Source organism: Nonomuraea sp. NPDC049129, assembly GCF_040648495.1.
GTDB lineage: Bacteria > Actinomycetota > Actinomycetes > Streptosporangiales > Streptosporangiaceae > Nonomuraea.
The window spans coordinates 14878-31724 of record NZ_JBEZDU010000043.1; the positions used below are offsets into that span (position 1 = coordinate 14878).

General features: G+C 71.4%; 16 protein-coding genes. 9 read left to right on the forward strand and 7 right to left on the reverse strand.

Features of this window, described 5'->3' with window-relative positions:
- Nucleotides 1–22: 22 nt before the first annotated feature.
- From AB0B64_RS57355 to AB0B64_RS57375, 5 genes are all read right to left on the reverse strand, one after another.
- Nucleotides 23–592: a flavin reductase family protein gene (locus tag AB0B64_RS57355; protein ID WP_358204401.1), complete on the reverse strand. Its 570-nt coding sequence runs from the start codon at nucleotides 590–592 to the stop codon at nucleotides 23–25.
- Between the two features lie 70 nt (nucleotides 593–662).
- A complete protein-coding gene (locus AB0B64_RS57360) occupies nucleotides 663–1445 on the reverse strand; it encodes an SDR family oxidoreductase (protein ID WP_358204408.1) in 783 nt (260 codons plus the stop codon).
- 156 nt (nucleotides 1446–1601) lie between these two features.
- Nucleotides 1602–2444, reverse strand: a complete 843-nt coding sequence (locus tag AB0B64_RS57365) for an SDR family NAD(P)-dependent oxidoreductase (protein ID WP_358204416.1) — start codon at nucleotides 2442–2444, stop codon at nucleotides 1602–1604.
- Nucleotides 2445–2631: 187 nt separating this feature from the next.
- Nucleotides 2632–3504: a helix-turn-helix transcriptional regulator gene (locus tag AB0B64_RS57370; protein ID WP_358204422.1), complete on the reverse strand. Its 873-nt coding sequence runs from the start codon at nucleotides 3502–3504 to the stop codon at nucleotides 2632–2634.
- Nucleotides 3505–3616: 112 nt separating this feature from the next.
- Entirely contained in the window at nucleotides 3617–4549 is a 933-nt protein-coding gene (locus AB0B64_RS57375) for an NADP-dependent oxidoreductase (protein ID WP_358204429.1), read from the reverse strand.
- Between the two features lie 245 nt (nucleotides 4550–4794).
- Here AB0B64_RS57375 and AB0B64_RS57380 point away from each other — a divergent pair, with 245 nt between their 5' ends.
- From AB0B64_RS57380 to AB0B64_RS57410, 7 genes are all read left to right on the forward strand, one after another.
- Complete coding sequence (locus AB0B64_RS57380) at nucleotides 4795–5049, forward strand: hypothetical protein (protein WP_358204434.1); 255 nt, start codon at nucleotides 4795–4797, stop codon at nucleotides 5047–5049.
- A complete protein-coding gene (locus AB0B64_RS57385; RefSeq protein WP_358204442.1) occupies nucleotides 5046–5753 on the forward strand; it encodes an NADP-dependent oxidoreductase in 708 nt (235 codons plus the stop codon). Before AB0B64_RS57380 ends, AB0B64_RS57385 begins: the two co-directional genes overlap by 4 nt.
- Nucleotides 5754–5833: 80 nt before the next feature.
- A complete protein-coding gene (locus AB0B64_RS57390) occupies nucleotides 5834–6592 on the forward strand; it encodes an ATP-binding protein (protein ID WP_358204450.1) in 759 nt (252 codons plus the stop codon).
- 7 nt (nucleotides 6593–6599) lie between these two features.
- Nucleotides 6600–8543, forward strand: a complete 1944-nt coding sequence (locus tag AB0B64_RS57395; protein ID WP_358204455.1) for a helix-turn-helix transcriptional regulator — start codon at nucleotides 6600–6602, stop codon at nucleotides 8541–8543.
- A gap of 27 nt (nucleotides 8544–8570) precedes the next feature.
- Nucleotides 8571–11303: an AAA family ATPase gene (locus AB0B64_RS57400; RefSeq protein ID WP_358204462.1), complete on the forward strand. Its 2733-nt coding sequence runs from the start codon at nucleotides 8571–8573 to the stop codon at nucleotides 11301–11303.
- Nucleotides 11304–11409: 106 nt separating this feature from the next.
- Nucleotides 11410–12228: a helix-turn-helix transcriptional regulator gene (locus AB0B64_RS57405; RefSeq protein ID WP_358204469.1), complete on the forward strand. Its 819-nt coding sequence runs from the start codon at nucleotides 11410–11412 to the stop codon at nucleotides 12226–12228.
- Nucleotides 12228–12626, forward strand: a complete 399-nt coding sequence (locus AB0B64_RS57410) for a hypothetical protein (protein ID WP_358204474.1) — start codon at nucleotides 12228–12230, stop codon at nucleotides 12624–12626. Before AB0B64_RS57405 ends, AB0B64_RS57410 begins: the two co-directional genes overlap by 1 nt.
- A 471-nt stretch (nucleotides 12627–13097) precedes the next feature.
- On the opposite strand, the gene AB0B64_RS57415 is transcribed toward AB0B64_RS57410, so the two are convergent.
- Nucleotides 13098–13766 (reverse strand): Type 1 glutamine amidotransferase-like domain-containing protein, encoded by a 669-nt coding sequence (locus AB0B64_RS57415; protein WP_358204480.1) that lies wholly within the window; start codon nucleotides 13764–13766, stop codon nucleotides 13098–13100.
- Nucleotides 13767–14012: 246 nt separating this feature from the next.
- On the opposite strand from AB0B64_RS57415, the gene AB0B64_RS57420 reads away from it, so the two are divergent.
- Nucleotides 14013–14438 (forward strand): hypothetical protein, encoded by a 426-nt coding sequence (locus AB0B64_RS57420; protein WP_358204486.1) that lies wholly within the window; start codon nucleotides 14013–14015, stop codon nucleotides 14436–14438.
- Nucleotides 14439–14839: 401 nt separating this feature from the next.
- On the opposite strand, the gene AB0B64_RS57425 is transcribed toward AB0B64_RS57420, so the two are convergent.
- The gene (locus tag AB0B64_RS57425; protein WP_357954921.1) at nucleotides 14840–14995 is read right to left on the reverse strand and encodes a hypothetical protein; all 156 of its coding nucleotides are present in this window, start codon (nucleotides 14993–14995) and stop codon (nucleotides 14840–14842) included.
- A gap of 221 nt (nucleotides 14996–15216) precedes the next feature.
- Between AB0B64_RS57425 and AB0B64_RS57430 the strand changes: the two genes are divergently transcribed.
- The gene (locus tag AB0B64_RS57430; RefSeq protein WP_358204496.1) at nucleotides 15217–16842 is read left to right on the forward strand and encodes a hypothetical protein; all 1626 of its coding nucleotides are present in this window, start codon (nucleotides 15217–15219) and stop codon (nucleotides 16840–16842) included.
- Nucleotides 16843–16847: the final 5 nt, after the last annotated feature.

Consider the following 16847-nt stretch of genomic DNA (forward strand, 5'->3'; position numbering starts at 1 on the left):
GCTTCCTTCGAGGTGGGAAGGGTCAGTCGTGGGTGAGGTACTGCCACTTGGTCATGCGGTGGCGCAGGTCCACGGTGGCGGCGTTGGCGGAGAAGGTGCCGTCGCCGCGGTGGTGGAACTCGCCCGCGCCGCGCCGGCCCGGATCGATCCAGGCCCGCTCGGCGCGCAGGATCCACAGGTGGTGGTCGTCGGCGAGCCGGTCGTCGGCGACCGTGCATTCGAGGTTGGCGAAGCACTCGGCCACCAGTGGCGCGTCCACGGTGGCGGCGGGCACGGGAGTGAAGCCGAAGCGGCTCCACTTGTCGGCGTCGCGGCCGGAGGTGTTGCCGACGTCGACCACCTGCTCGGCCAGGTCGATGGACGGGATTGCCAGCACGCACTGCCCGCTCTCGCGCAGGGCGGTGTAACTGTGGTCCCACGGGCCGACGATGAGGCCGATGAGCGGCGGCTCGTGCGAGACGGGCATGTTGAAGCCGTTGGTCATCAGGTTGGCCCGCCGGCCGTCGAAGGTGGACACGAGCAGGACGGGCCCGGGTTCGATGAGCCGGTGCACCTGCTCCAGCGGATACGGGATCAAGTCGGCGCGATTCATGACGTGCTCCTTGGGCTCCTTGGGGAGAGGCCGGCCCGGCTCCTCGCAGGGAGCCGGGCAGGAGGCCAGGTCAGACGGCCTGCGCGGTGGGCAGGATGGTGATCTCGGTGAGGTTCACGTGGCGGGGCGAGGCGGCGATGAACGCCACCGTCTCGGCCACGTCCGCCGACTGCAGCGGGTCGATCTCGGTGAGCAGCCCCTCCATGAGGGCGCTGGCGTCGGGGTCGGTGACGTGGCTGGGCAACTCGGTGTCGACCATGCCGGGCTCGATGGTGGCCACCCGGATGTTCTTGGGGCCGAGTTCGACGCGCAGCAGCCGGGTGAGGTGGCTGATGTACGCCTTGGTGCCGGAGTAGACGGAGAACTTCTCCAGGATCCGGGTGGCCGCGATCGAGGAGGTGGTGATCAGGTCCGCGGACCGGCCGGCCTCGGCGGCGGCGGTAAGGTGCGGCAGGAAGGCGCCGATGACGTTCATGACGCCGGTGATGTTCAGGTCGATCTGGCGCTGCCAGTCATCCTGGCGCAGGTCGGTGATCGGCGAGATGAGCTGGACGCCGGCGTTGTTGACCACCAGGTCGGCGGTGCCGAGCCGGTGGGCGACCTGCGCGGCCGCGTTCGCGACGGCTTCCCGGCTGGTGACGTCGACGGCGATGGCGATCGCGGTGCCGCCGGCGGCGCTGATGGCGGCGGTCAGGTCGTCGAGCTTGTCCTTGCGCCGGGCCAGCACGGCCACGCTCGCGCCGAGTTCGGCCAGGCGCAGGGCGGTGGCGGCGCCGATGCCGCTGGAGGCGCCCGAGACGACGGCCACGCGGCCGGCCAGCGGGGTTCCGGTGAGCAGAGCAGCAGTAGACATGGCAAAGGCTTCTTTCGTGTGCGTGTGTGCGGTGCCCGCGGTCAGCGGCGGGCCAGAAGATGTGCGGGTAGGGAGGGCAGGCGCCAGCGCCGGCGCCGTTCGCAGGATCCCTCCGCGAAGGTGGAGCCGCGGTCGCCTGTAGCGGCGGGCTGTTGGTCAGGCTGCGGCGTCGTCGTGGGCGGTGGCGGCGGACTTGGCTCGCCAGGGGGCCACGTCCCGCTCGATCTGGTCCAGCTTGACCTGCAGCCGCTCCAGCGTGTCGGGGCCCAGGTACAGGTGCGAGGGCAAGCTGTCCTGGCCGGTGACCTCGTAGATCAGTGCCGCGCCCTTGACCGGGTCGCCGAGCTGGGTGTGGTTGGCGGTGCCCGCCCAGTCGAGGGTCACATGGGCCGGGGTGCCGTCGTAGGCGTCGATCCGTCCGGCGGCGACTGACAGGGAGCTGGCGTCCAGGAAGTCGGTGCGCAGGACGCCCGGCTCGACCACCATCGATTGGATGCCGAACGGCTCCAGCTCCTTCGACAGCGCCTCGCTGACGCCCGCCACGGCGAACTTCGAGGCGCTGTACAGGCTCACCCCGGGCTCGCCCTCGAACCCCGATCGCGAGCCGATGTGCAAGAGCTTGCCGGAGCCCTGGCGGCGCATGACGGGCAGGACGGCGCGGGTCATGTCGATGAGGGCGAAGACGTTCAGGTCGAACAGCGAACGTGCCTCGGCGTCGCTGATCTCCTCCAGCGCGCCGAGCAGGCCGCGGCCGGCGTTGTTGACCAGCACGTCGATCCGGCCGAATCGGTCGACGGCGGCCTGGACGGCGGCCGGGATGGCCGCGCTGTCGGTGACGTCCAGGGCGACGGTGAGTACGTTGCCGGCCTTGGCGAGGTCGTCCGGCACGCGGGCCGGGTTGCGGACCGCGATGACGACGTTGTCGCCCTTGGCGAGGGCGGTGCGGGCGATCTCGGCGCCGAGCCCGCGGGATGCTCCGGTGATGAACCAGGTGGCCATGACGGTGTCCTTCGTTCCGTTCCGTTTGGCTGACATGTAAAGTTTGCCCAGGTCAGCGAGGTGGAAGAAGGTCGCGGAATTCCTGGGAGTGTCATACCTAGGAACCGCGCCGTGCGGCGTAACGGCCGCGCACGGAAAGAGGCCGGGGCGTGGCCCCGGCCTCTTGGCATGGTCGTGTCGTGGTGGGTCAGTCGGCTCGTGCTGTCAGCGCCTGATCCGCGTCCTGCATCGCCCTGGACAGTGCGTCGTCGGCGCGGGCACGCAGCCGTTCGAACGCCTGTGCGGTGGGCGAGGCGGGCTCGGCCTGATACACGACGAGCTGCTGGTGCGGCGCCCCGTTGACGGTGAACGCCGAGAACAGGATGTGCAGGTCGCCCACGACCGGATGGCGCAGGTGCTTGCCCTCCTGGGTCTTGGGCTTGACGTCATGACGGCCCCACAGCTCGGCGAACTCGTCACTGGCGGCCGACAGGTCCGCCACGACCTCGGCGATGCGCGGATTGTCGGGGTCATGGCCGTAGGCGGCGCGGATCTCCGCCACGCACGAGTGCGCCGCCCGCTCCCACTCCTGGTAGAACTCCCGTCCGGCCGGGTCGGCGAACACCATGCGGGCCAGGTTGTCGGGCGGGTGAAAGCCCTCGTGCAGGGCGGCGGCCATGGGGTTGCAGGCCAGGATGTCCAGCGCGGGGCCGAGCGCGAAGGCGGGCGAGGTGGACCAGCCGTCCATCAGCTGCAGCAGTTGCGGACTGACGGTGGTGTCCTGCGCGCGCCGCCAGCTACGCGCCTCCGGCGGCTGCACCAGCCGCCACAGGTGTTCGGTGGCGGCCGCGTCCAGGCGCAGCGCCTGCGCGACCGCGTCGACGACCTGCGGGGAAGGGCTGGACTCGCGGCCCTGCTCCAGCCGCACGTAGTAGTCGCTGCTCATGCCGGCCAGCATCGCCACCTCCTCGCGGCGCAGGCCCTTGACCCGGCGGCGGCCGTACTCGGGCAAGCCGATGTCCTGCGGCTTGAGCGCTTCGCGGCGGGCGCGCAGGAAGTCGCCCAGCGGGGTCCCGGTCACGCCGCGTCCCCGGCCGGAGCCTTGATCGGGCTCTTGATCGGCGCGGCCTGCATGACCGTACCGAGCGTGCTCGTGCGGGCTGTCATGTCCGTCCTTTCAACGTGCGGAACCGTCAGAAGGTGATGGTCACCTTCCCCTGGCTGTGCTGCGTGGCCAAGTCGATGAGCGCCTGGGGGGCGTCGGCGAACTCGTAGGTGGCACCGATCACGACCCGCAGAGCGCCGCGTGCCGCCTGCTCGGCGAGGGCGTCCAGCCTCCCTGGCACGGGGACGGTGCCGGTGTAGATGGCCTGCACGCCGCGGGCAAAGCTGGACGGGCCGCCGAGTGGAGACACCAGCCGGCCACCCACGCGGGCGGCGTCAGCGCTGCGTTCGAGCCGGGGCCTGGCGTTGGCGAGGTCGATCACGACGTCGGCGCCGTCCGGGAACAGGTTCAGCAGTTGAGGCGCGACCTCCGCCGCAGTGTGGTCGATCACCGCGCCGGCGCCGAGGCCACGCAGGAAGGCGAACTGCCCGGCGCGACCGGTGGCGATGACGCGGGCTCCGGCCTGCGTGGCCAGTTGGACGGCGTAGGAGCCGAGGCCGCCGGCGGCGCCGACGATGAGAACGGTCATGCCCGGGCCGAGCGCGGCGGCCTCGATGAGAGCCGCGGCCGTCAACGCGCCCGTCGGCAGCGCCGCCGCCCGCTGCGGGTCGAGGCCGTCGGGCCGTCGCGCGCTGGCGGGCCCGGTGTCGACGATGACGTATTCGGCTAGCGCGCCGGAGCGGACGCCGTTCCAGGCCAGGACGGGCTCGCCGACCGCGAACCGGGTGGCCCCCTCGCCCAGCCGGGTCACCACGCCCGTGATGTCGACGCCGGGCACGAACGGGTGCGTGACCGGGATGGCCGCACGCATCGCGCCCGTGACCAGCTTGACGTCGATCGGATTCAGCGCCGCGGCCTCAGCGCGGACGAGCACCTGTCCCGGCTCCGGGACCGGAACGGGCACATCGGCGAAGGACAACTCCTCAAGAGGCCCGTACGCGCGGGAGACTAGCGCCCTCACCTGCTGCTCCTGTCCTTCGCCGTCACCGCTACAGCCTCTCTGACCAGGGGCGATACCGGCATCGGCGAGAATTACTCATATAGCGATGAACGCCGCATTCGTTGAGTAACTTCCGCCGAGGCGGGCGCCGGGCGCGCCGCGCAATCCTGATCTCCCGATCCACCCCCTGTTGGGAGGCCCCCATGCCCGGTGATGCCTGCCGCGTCACGCCACGATGGCGGCGCCCGGCGAGAGGACCCATCGTGATGAACGGAGACGTGCGCGTGCCCCGAGCAGTCAGATTCAGCAGCTACGGCGGCCCGGAGGTGCTGGAGGTCGTCCAGGTGCCCCGGCCGTCGCCAGGCCCCGGCCAGGTGCTGGTCCAGGTGAACGTCGCCCCCGTCAACCCCGGCGAGATCGGCATCCGCGAGGGTGTCTTCGCGGACCTGTGGCCGGCGGCATTCCCCGAAGGGCAGGGCAACGACCTGGCCGGCCAGTCGTGGAGGTGGGCCAGGACGTGACGGGCTTCGCGCCAGGTGATGAGGTCATCGGCTACGCCCCGCGCCGCGCCCAGGCCGACTACGTGGTCCACGACGCCGCCACCCTGGCCCGCAAGCCCGCAGTGCTGTGCTGGGAGGAGGCGGCCCCGCTCTCGGCGGTGGGCGTGACCGCCTGGGCGGGCGTCGAAGCCGTGCGGCCCCAGCCGGGAGAGACCGTGGTGGTCTCGGCCGCGGCGGGTGGCGTCGGCGTCCTGGCCGCCCAGCTGGCCCGCCTGCGCGGCGCCACCGTGGTCGGCACCGTGGGTCCGCACAACCTCGACTTCGCCCGATCGCTGGGCATCACACCGGTGCTGCACGGCCCCGGTCTGGCCGAACGGCTGCGCGCGGCGGCCCCGAACGGGGTGGACGCCTTCATCGACACCTTCGGCGCGGGCAACGTGCAGGTCGCCATCGACCTCGGCGTGCCGCCGCAGCGCATCAACACCATCGCCGACGGCGCGGCTGTGCGCCGTTACGGCGTGCGCAGCCAGGCCCAGGAGGACGCCTTCTCACCCGGGCTGGTGGAACGGCTCGCGGCCCTGGTCGCCGAGCGGCGGCTCAGCGTGCCGATCCACGCCGTCTACCCGTTGGAACGGGTCCGCGACGCTTACGTCGAGCTGGCCCGGCGGCACACGCGCGGCAAGATCGTCCTTAGCCTCGTCCTGTCCCCGGAAGGCCACCCGTAGGCTGACTGAGCTGCTCACACAACACGAACGACACAGGCATGTGACAAGGGCGGGTAAACCCGCGGGTAGGGTCGGCCTCGATGAACGACCCGAGCCCCACTCGCGCCGCCCCGGTGCTGTACGGACGCCGGCACGAGAGCGAGAAGCTCGACCGGCTGCTGGAGCACGCCCGCGGCGGTCGTGGTGGCGCGGTCCTGCTGTACGGGCCCGCGGGGGTTGGCAAGAGCGCCCTGCTGGGGCACCTGCGGACTCGGGCCGTGGGCTTTCGCGTCCTGCAGGCCGCCGGTGCCGAGTCCGAGAGCCGTCTGCGTTTCGCCGCAGTCCATCAGCTGTTCGCCCCGCTGCTGAGCGACCTCGGCCGGATGCCGCCGTACCTGCGCGCCACCGTCGAGGCCGCCTTCGCCGCCGGCGACGGGGAAGGCGAGCCCGCCTGGTTCACGATGGGGCTCGCCCTGCGCGCGCTCGCGCAGCAGAGCACCGCGGGCCGGCCGCTGCTGTGCTTGGTGGACGACGCTCACTGGCTCGACCGGCCCTCCGCCCAGGCCCTCGACCTGATGGCGCGGGGACTGTCATCGGCCGGTGTCGCCGTAACGCTCGCGCTGCGCGAGCCGGCGGATCGGCCCGAGATCGAGGAGCTACCCCGGCTGCGCCTCGGCCCCCTGACCGAGAGCACGGCAGGCGCGCTGTTCGATGCTCACACCCTGGTACCCGTCGACAGGCGGGTGCGCCGCAGGATCCTCGCCGAGGCCAGGGGCATCCCGCGCGCTGTTGCAGGCCCCGTCCCCGGCGGTCACGGCGGGCGGTTTCATGCCCGTCGCACATCCGGCCGTGGGCAATGACCGCGACTTGCCTGCCGCTGTCACGGCGCTGAGCGCGGCCGGCCGCATGCTGCTGCTGGTCGCGGCGGCCGACCCCACCGGCGATCGAGCGCTGCTGTGGCGCGCCGCCGGCGAGCTGGGCCTGGATGTGGCCGACGGCCAGGAGGTGCAGGACACGGGGCTGCTGGAGCTGTCGAACCCGGTGCGATTCGCGGACCCGGCTCTACGCGCCGCGGTCTATCGCGGCGCGGACGCGCCAGCCAGGCGCCGGGCGCATCACGCCCTCGCCGAGGCCAGCGGCTCTCGCGCGGACGCCGACCGCCGGGCCTGGCACCGAGCCTTGGGTGCACTTGGCCCTGACGAGCAGGTCGCCACAGAACTGCAGGCCCGCGCTGGGCAGGCGGGATGCAACGGCGGCGCGGCGGCCGCCGCCGCGTTCCTGGAACTGTCCGCCTCGCTCACTGCCGACCCGCGCCGCCGCGCGGGTCGCGCGCTGGCCGCCGCCGAGGCCAAGCGGGAGATCGGCGCCGACGACGAGGCGCTGGCGCTGGCGCTGGCGAGCCTGCTGGACGCGGGCCCGGCGGAGCGGATCCGCGCCACGACTGTGCGCGCCCGGATCCGATATGCGGCCGATCGGGGCGAGGCCACCCTCGACACGCTCCTGGGCGCTGTCGCCGCCGATCTGCCCCAAGCGCGCGCCTGCCTGCTCGAAGCGCTCGCCGTGACGATCATGATCGGCCGCGACGCCTCAGTGCGCCAGCGCCGAGCCGTGGCTGAGGCCGTCGCGGTGCTGCCCGCCCCGCCGCAGCCCATCGACGAGTTCCTGGCAGCGATCGCCGCCCTGCTCGTGGCCGGTTCCGACCAGGCCATGCCCCTGCTGCGGCACGCGCTGGAGGCAGGCCCGGCAGTGCGGGGGCCACTGCCGGCGATCGCGACGGTGGAGGTCTGGGACTTCCCACGCTGGCAGCAGATCGCAGAGGCCCGGGTGCGCGCCGCCACCAGCAGCGGTGCGCTGGCCGAGCTGCGCTCGGCTCTGGACGACCTCGCCGTGGCCCGCCTCTACACCGGGGACCTGGCCGTCGCCGACCGGTACGTCCGCGACGGTCAGGCCATCGCCGCGGCCATCGGCGCCGTCTCGATCACGCCAGGAGCGCTGCTGTGTGCCGCGTGGCGCGGGGACGAGTCCGCCCTGACGCGTCTGCGACGACGCATCTCGGCCGAGGACGTCCCGGCCAAGGACGGCAGGCGGGGCGCGTTCGCCGAACTCGCGCATGCGGTGCTGCTGAACGGCCAATGCCACTACGACATGGCCTGCCAGGCGCTGACCGCTGCCATTGAGCAGACCGAGCCCGGCCTGTGGCCGCTGGCGGCGATGGAGTTCGTCGAAGCGACCGCCAGGGGTGGCCGGCCGGACCTGGCGGCGCCGGCAGCCAGCCGCGTCCGCGAGCACGCCGCTGCGGCGGGCACCGGCTGGGCAGTCGGGCTGACGTCGTGGTGCCAGGCGTTGCTGAGTGACGGCTCCGCCGCCGAGCCTTCCTATCGGGACGCCGTCCGGGCGTTGTCCTCCGACGGGCCGCACCCGTCCGCCTTCCTGGCGCGCGCCCACTTGTCGTACGGCGAATGGCTGCGCAGGCAGGGCCGCAGGACCGACGCCGGCGAGCAACTGCGCACCGCCCACGCCCTGTTCACCTCGATGGGCGCCGAGGCCTTCGCCGGGCGCGCGGAACGGGAGCTGGCCGCGGGCAGCGCGCCCCCGCCCGGGCACGGTCTGGTCCTGCTGACACCGCAGGAGGAGAGCATCGCCCGGCTGGCCGCCGCGGGCACCACGTCGAAGGAGATCGGCCGGCGGCTGTTCCTCAGCCCGCGCACCGTGGACGCCCACCTGCGCAGCGTCTTCACCAAGCTCGACATCACCTCCCGCAGACAGCTGAGGGAGACGGCGTTCGGAGCAGGGCACCCCCCGCAGCAGTAATTCAATCTTGAACTACTATCGGGTTCGATGAGCGAGTACACCACGCATACCGGTCCTGACCTGCCGTTTTTTCGCCTGGCGCGCCGTGAGATGCCGCACGTGTCCCGGCTACTGGAGCAGGCGCGGCAAGGCGCCAGCACGGCACTGGTCGTCCACGGAGAGGCCGGGCTGGGCAAGACCGTTCTGCTGGACAGCGTGGTGCCGGCCGCCGTGCCGGGCAGCACGATCCTGCGCGCCGCGGGCGCGGAGTTCGAGCAGGAGCTGGCCTTCACCGCGCTGCACCGGCTCTGCCTGCCCCTGCTCGGCCTGACCGGCCGACTGCCCACACCGCAGCGGGCGGCGCTGCAGGCGGCATTCGACCTGGGTGAAGGGTCGGCTCCGGAGCCGCTCGTCATCGGGCTCGCCGTGCTCGGCCTGCTGGCGGAGGCGGCCACCAGCGCACCGGTGGTCTGCGTCCTGGACGACGCCCAGTGGCTGGACGCGGGCTCGGCCCAGGCGCTGGCCTTCGTCGCCCGCCGCGTTCAGGCCGAGCCCGTTACCCTGCTGTTCGCCATGCGCGACCCGGACGCCGTACCCGCCTTGGCCGCCCTTCCCCGCCTGCCGCTGTCCCCGCTCACCGAGCAGGAGGCCGCCTCCCTGCTGGCCGCATTGCCGCACGCCCCGCTGGACGCGGAAATCCGCCGCCGGCTCATCGCCGAAGCGCGCGGCAACCCGCTCGCCCTGCTGGAGCTGCCCCGAGACCTCGACCCCGCCGGCTACCCCAGCTACCTCGACGCGCCCGTGACCGACCTGGTCGAGCAGAGCTTCCAGCACCGCTTCAGCACGCTGCCCGAGCGCACCAGGCGGCTGCTGATGCTGGCCGCCGCCGAACCCCTCGGCGACACCGGCGTGCTGCGGCGCGCCGCGGAGTCGGACGGGCTCACCCTGTCCGACGTCGAACCCGCCGAAAGCACCGAGCTGGTGCAGGTCGGTGCGGATGTCCGCTTCCGCCACCCGCTGGTCCGATCGGCGATCTATCGGCTCGCCACCGAAACCCAGCGCCGCCACGCCCATCGCGCCCTGGCCCGCGCGTTCGACCCCGAACACCGCCCCGACCGGCGCATCTGGCATCTGGCCCATGCCGCGGACAAGCCCGACGAACACCTTGCCGGTGAGCTGGAGCGCTTGGCCGGCCGGGCCCGGCGCCGTGGCGGTGTGGCGGCCGCCGCCGCGTTCCTCGAACGCGCCACCGAGCTGACCCCGGATCCCGCCGCACGAGCCGAGCGCGCGCTGGCCGCCGCCCAGGCCAAACACGAGGCAGGGGCCTCCGAGCAGACCGGCGCTCTCCTCACGGTCGCCGACGCCGGCCCCCTTACCGACGCCGGGCGGGCCCGCCTGTTGCGGCTGCGCGGACAGATCGCCTTCTCGCTGCGCCGCGACGACGACGCCCCCGTGCTGCTGTTGGAAGCGGCCGAGCAGATGGCGCCGCTGGACGCGGCCCTGGCCAGGCATACCGCGCTGGACGCTCTGTGGGCCGCCACCGGAGCCGAACGCAACGGCGACGCGCACGGCATCAAGGCCGTGGCCGCCGCCGTGCTGCATGGCCCCGCCGCACCGCCGATGCCACAACCCGCCGACCTGCTGCTGGACGGCCTGGCCACGTTGTTCACCCAGGGCCAGCGCGCCGCCGGGCCGCTGCTGCGCGCGGCCGTCGACGGCTTCCGCCAAGCCGATGATCCGGGCTGGCTGCCTGTCGCCTGTCGCGCGGCCTGGGACCTGTGGGACGAGGTCGCGCTCGACGATCTGGCGACCCGCTGCGTCGAGCTCGCGCGGGAGGCGGGGGCGCTGACGTTCCTGCCGCTGGCGCTCAACTTCCAGGCTGTGGCGGCCACCTACGCCGGTCGCTTCACCGCCGCCTCGGCCATGACCGAGCAGGCGCACGCCCTCACCGAGGCCATCGCCGGAGCTTTCGTCCCCTACGCGGCCATCGTGCTGGCCGCCCACCAGGGCGACCGAGGCCGAGCCCGCGCGCTGTTCGAGCAGAGCATGCGCGCGGCCGCCGACGGCGCCGGCGGGTTCGTCACGATCGTCGAGTACGCCACCTCCGTCCTGCACAACGGGCTCGGCGAACACGCAGCGGCGCTCGCACCCGCCCGCCAGGCCGCCGGCCGCACCCGCCTGTTCTGGAGCGCCGCCGCGCTGCCCGAGCTGATCGAGGCCGCCGCCCGCACCGGACGGCTCGATCTGGCCGGACCCGCCCTGGACGAGCTCGCTGAGCTGACCGAGGCCGCCGGAACCGGCTGGGGGCTCGGCGTGCTGGCCCGCTGCCGCGCCCTGCTCAGCGACACCCCGGACAAGCTGTACGAGGAGGCCATCGACCGCCTCGCCGGCACCCGGGTCGCCGTCCAGCTGGCCCGTACGCACCTGCTGCACGGCGAGTGGCTCGCCCGCTCCGGCGCACGGCCACGAGCCCGCGCGAGCCTGCATGAGGCTCACCGCATGTTCGACGGTATGGGCGCCACCGCCTTCGCCACGCGCGCCGCCCGGGCGCTGCGCGACCTCGGGGATCGGCCGGTCAGCTCCGCCAGCTCCCCCCTGGACGCCCTGACCTCGCAGGAGGCCCACATCGCCCGTCTCGTGGCCACCGGCAGAACCTCCCGTGAAGTGGCCGCCGACCTGTTCCTCAGCCCGCGCACGATCGACAACCACCTGCGCAACATCTACCGCAAACTCGGCATCGGCTCCCGCCGTCATCTGCGTGAGCTCGACCTCAGCACCTGACCGGCGCGGCTCGCGTCGTTCATCTGGGGTCGTTCACCGGGGGTCGTTCAACCTGGGAGTGATGCACCCAGGCAGCCGGTCCAGCGTTTGCCTAACCTCGGATGTCATGGACAGTGATCGCAACGACCCGCTGGGGAGGTTTCTGCGAGAGCGCCGCGCGCTCGTGCGGCCCGAGCAGGCCGGTCTGCCCGCGGACGGCCGCCGGCAGGTTCCCGGGCTGCGCCGGGACGAGGTCGCCCACCTGGCCGGCCTCAGCGTCGGCTACTACGCCCGGCTCGAACAGGGCCGCGAGCACCCCACCCGCCAGACGGTGGAAAGCCTGGCCCGGGCGCTGCGCCTGGACGAGCATGCCCTAGTGGAGCTGTATCGGCTGGCCCGGCCCACCGCCGGGCGCCGCCGGCCCGGCCGCGTCGAGCGCGTCGCACCCGAGGTGCTGGCCCTGCTCAACGACTGGACGGTGGCCCCGGCCTTCATCCTGGGCTGGTCCGGCGACGTGCTGGTCCGCAACCCGCTGGCGAACGTGCTGCACAACCGCTTCGTCCTCGGCGACAACCTGCTGCGCATGATCTTCCTCGACCCGGCAGGACGGCAGTTCTTCCGCGACTGGACCAGCACCGCCCGGGCGGCCGTCCACGACCTGCGCCAAGTGGCCCGTCAGACCCCGGACGAGCACCACCTGCGTGAACTCGTCGGCGAGCTGGCGATCATCAGCCACGACTTCCGCCGGCTGTGGGCCGCCCCCGAGCCGCGCGGCGCGCTCACCCCCGGCACCCGCTTCCACCACCCCGACGTCGGCGACCTGCACCTGCGCACCGAGATTTTCCCCATCGCCAGCAGGCCCGGCCTGCGGCTCATCGCCCACCCGGCCGAGCCGGACTCGCCCTCGGCCCAAGCCCTGGCCCTGCTGGGCACGCTGGCCACCTGATGGGCACCTCGGACGTCTCCCCGCGGGCCGCCCGCCTCGGCGATCGTCTGGACGCGGCCCGTAACGCCGCCTTCACCGGCCGCGCCACGCACCTGGCCGCCTTCCGCGACGCCCTGACCGGCGGCCCGGCCGCGGTCTTGTTCATCCATGGCCCCGGCGCCGTGGGCAAGAGCAGCCTGCTGCGCCGCTACGCAGACGAGGCCCGCCGTGCCGACCTGGCTGCGGCTGGAGGCCGAGCGGCCCGAGGAGATAGAGGGCGACCCGGTCGTGGCCGCCGCGTGGCAGCACGCGCGCCCGCCGTCCGCCACGCCGGGGCGAGCACCTCGGCGCCGCCAACCCGCTGCTCCGTACTCGGCTCCTCGCCGAGACGGGGACAGGCGAGGACACCGATCGGCTGAGGCGCCTGCTGACCAGCGCGATCGACGCGCTGGCCGACGACCCACACACCACCGAACTGCACCGTGCGCTGGCCACCGCGTACCTGCACGCCGCCCCCACCAAGGGGCCGGCGCCGAACCGCTGCCTGCAAGCCGTACTCCGTGACCCGCGTCGCGCGCTGCAGTTGAGCCGGTCGGCCGTGTCCAGCGGAGGCATGGTCACGGTGCCTCACGATCGCTCCTCGTGCCCTGAAGGGCCATGCGTACAGCAGTCATGTGCCCCCAGATGCATGTCCACGGGATACGCGGGATGGATCTTCAGGTGGATCCTGAGACGATAGCCGTATGGCCAAGTCAGAGGCATGACGCGGGCGAGAACATCGGTCCGCTGTAAAACCGTCGGCTCAGCCTACGCAAGGCGGATGGCCGCAGCGCACGCGATCTGCGGCCTGAGTAGGCGCCTCGCCCACTCAGGCGGTTGGGCGTCGGTGGCTAGGAGGAGAAGAACCTCCAGCGCCTCTCGGAGACGACCTCGACGGTGCCGTCGGTCACCTTGATGGCCGTCTGGTCGTCGATGGCGTACGCCGGACCCGCGATGTCGGCGGCCCATCTCTCGGCGTCGGCCATGGTGTTTCCCGGCATGAGCTCGTGTCCCAGGTGCGGGAAGATCGAGAAGTCGACGACCCCTAGGGTGCGGTCGCTTCCGGTGGGCGGCGTCCATTCGACGAAGTAGTCACCGATCCGGGGGGTCATCACCATGCTTCCGGCGCTCACCCCCACCCAGACCGTCTCGGACAGCGATGGCAGCAGATCCGCCAGCCCGGACTGCCGCATCCAGTGGCACAGGTACGTCGCCTCGCCACCGTCCACCAAGAGGACGTCGGCCTCCTGGACCCAGGGGACCCAGCGGTCCTTGCCGATACTGGGCAGTGCGGTGAGCTCGAGGAGGCCCACCGACTTCCAGCCCAGGTCGCACATGGGTGCTGGGGTTTGTCCGGCGATGAAGCGCCAGGCTGAGGCCGGCGTGCACATGGGGTGGCCATACTCCGCCGTAGGGATGCAGAGGGCGCTGGAGTCGGCGATCGGCTTGCCCAGCAGATCGACCAGCGCATCGCGGATGCCCGCGTTCGTGACGCCTCCGGAGGTGAGAAGAAGCTTCAAGATGTCTCCCGATTCGAGTGCGATGGAGCGGTGTGACGTGTAGACGTGGGACCACCGCGAGACTCATCGCTGCTGGGAGCAAACGCCTGGTAGATCAGTCTCCAACCCTTCGCTCTCCAGGTCCTCACAGCCTGGACGGCGCTGGCGACAAGCTGCTTGACGGGCTGACAACCTCGATTTTACAGAGTATTGGGATGGCCGATACGGTTGATTCGGTCAAGATCTTTGCTCTTATGAGGTTGAAGCATGAAGAAGCTCACATCCGTTCTGCTTGGCTCCGCCGCCGCGACGGCCATGCTGCTGACACCGGCGACCGCAGGCTCCGCACAGGCAGGCACCGCACGGACGAGTACGGAGACCGCCAGTACGAAGGCCATCGCCGCGTCGGCTCAAGCCGGGGTCGAGCGCGACAGCATCAGTTGCTCCCGGCCCAGAGGCAAGTGGGCCAACTACTCGTGGGGTGAGGGCAACACGAGCGTGACCATCTACTTCAACAACCACTGCAGCCACAAGGTCAGCGCCAAGATCATGTTCGTGAGGAAGGGCTCGGTCGGCGACAAGGCGGCCAAGTACCGTTGCATGACGGTCAACGCCCACACCAAGGGCAAGAAGAAGTTCTACGCCGCTGCCTACAAGCCGTATTCCGTGACCCGCGTCGCGCGCTGCAGCTGAGCCGGCCGCCCGCGTCCAGCGGGGCATGACAGAGCCATGCTCACGGCGCCTTAGTCTACGCAATTTCGAACCTTGCACCTGCCACGCGCAGTTCAGAGGCCCTACGGGGCCTCTTCTGCGTTTCAGGGGCGGGCAGCTCTGAGCGGCTGTTCGTCGCTGATTCCGGCTGAACGCCTCGATCTACGACCAAGTGGCGGCCCTCTTGCTTCCGTTACCGGCGATTCACTCACGCTGGGTTGACCCTGGCGGCGCCGGCGGCTCCCGCCTCGCGTACTGCCTGGTGGGACTGGATGGGATGCGCCTCGGTCAATGGTTAGCTCTACGATCGGTACGGAGTGGTCGCGGCCGGGGGCGCACTTCATACGCCGTCGCATCAGCTTCTGCGCCAGGGCCTAAAGCAGTCAGTTGCGCCGGGTGCCAACTAGATCGGCCAACACTTCGATGTACATGTAATCGTCGTCCGACGTATCTTCGTTGCACAGCGCGATGATGAGGCCCTGCTCAACCAGGGCGCAGCCAACGCCGTCACTTTCGCTTTCTTCCAGGCCGCTGACCACGAACTGTGGGAAAAGGAAACAGAGCCACTGACTGGGCACACTCCCTGTACGGTGGTGCCGCGCTAAGATCGCGTCCCGTGCTTTCGGTTAATTTATGGCGGATTATCAGGATTGGATTAGTCGGTCTGGTCCTTGCGGCGGCTGTCGCGGGCCTAGTGCTCGGCGACGCCTGGCTTTGGGCGGCCGTCGAATGGTCGCCGCCGGCCTACGCGGAGTTCTACATGCGCGGAGGGTTCGACACTCCGACGACTGTGGTGCTGCTCGTGGCCGCCCTGGTGAAGGCCGCGCTCCTGTGGCTGATCCTGCGTGCCCCCGCACCCGGACCGCTGAACCGCCGGGCAAAGGCGCTGCGCCGGCTGCTGTATCTCGCGGCCGCGTACAGCCTCGTGCTGTGGTTCCCGATCGCGCTGCTCCCCGACGCGGTCAACATGGCATTCCAGCTCGCGTTGTGGACCGCGATCGACGTCCTCTACCTGCTCGTTATCCGCTGGCGGTCCCGCATGCTGCGGGCGGCGGCCGGAGGGATGTTCGCGGTCGAGTTGGCGGGGATGGCCAACGTACTGCTCGACGATCTCGACCTCCCCGAGCTTGGATCGGGCGGCGTCTTCGAACTGGGCTTGATGCTGAGCGGAGTGGCGGCGACCATCATCACGATTGTCGGGCAGCGGCGCGACGGCCGGTGGAGCCGCGGCACGCAGGTCGCCGGGTTGTTGTCGCTGGGTGTCTACACGCAGGCGATGCCGTTCAACGTACTCTCCGGCGGCAATATGGCGTTGCCGATCATGATGGACGCGGTGGGGCTCGTCAGCACCGTGTGGATCGCGGCGACCGCCCGTGAACTGCCCGCTGAGGACCGCCTGGCAGACCCTCCGGCCGCACGGCAGCGCGTGATCCGCGTCGCGGTGGCGGCCGTGACCGTACTGCCGATCATCGCACTGATCCAGCCGGAGCAGGCCGCGCACCTCACCTACACCGGCCGGTCGATGGGCTGCTACGACCGGCCGAGCTTCGGCGACCTGAAACCCGCGGAACGCGACGCCGCGTTCCTGTGCCGAGCGCGGAGCAGAGACGGCGGAGTCCCGCCCATGTTCCCTGACAGCGTGCCGGATCAGGCGATCCTCGCGTACGGGCGGGCTCTGTGCCGTACAGAGGACCGCGACGAGCAGAAGGCGATTCTGACGCGGGCCGGGAGCGCGCGGCCCGCCTGGGGCGTGGACCCGTGGGACCTCGTCTACGTGTGCCCGGAGATCGTCGGTGCGACAAATCCCGAGCTGCTGCGGTCGACCACGGAGACGGAGGCGGCGAACGCCGCCTACATCGCCGAGAAGAACGCGAAGTGCCGCGACCCGTGGCCTCGGACGAAGGGTGTCGTCCAGGGTACGGCCAACTACTTCCTGTTCGTCGACGGCGATCCCGGCTATCTGGTCCAAGATCCCAAAGACGCAGCGGCCCAGGAGACGGCGGAGCAGGCGATGGACAAGGTCTACGACGACGACAGCAACCTCATCGGGGTGGCCGGCAGCGCGGTGCTCATCGGGCACGTCGAAGACGTCTCTGACCTGTGCCTTACCGTGAAGGCCTTCCGCACCGCACCGCCGCAGCGGACGGCCGGGTGGGATCAGGTCAGCGAGGTGCCGATCGTCAGCCGCAGCGGCCGGCTCACTGTGCCGTATATGGGCGAGGGCGGAGAGGTGGGCGCGGGCGCCCCGATGCCGAACCTGGCGATCGCGGGGAAGGGCCGCTACCGGCTCCGTGTCTACGTGCGGGTCGACGATGCGGGGGAGGAGCAGCACCTGGTCGTCGTGTTCCCGGGTGCGTCGAAGAAGAGGCTTGAGCTGAAGCCGTGAGCGGT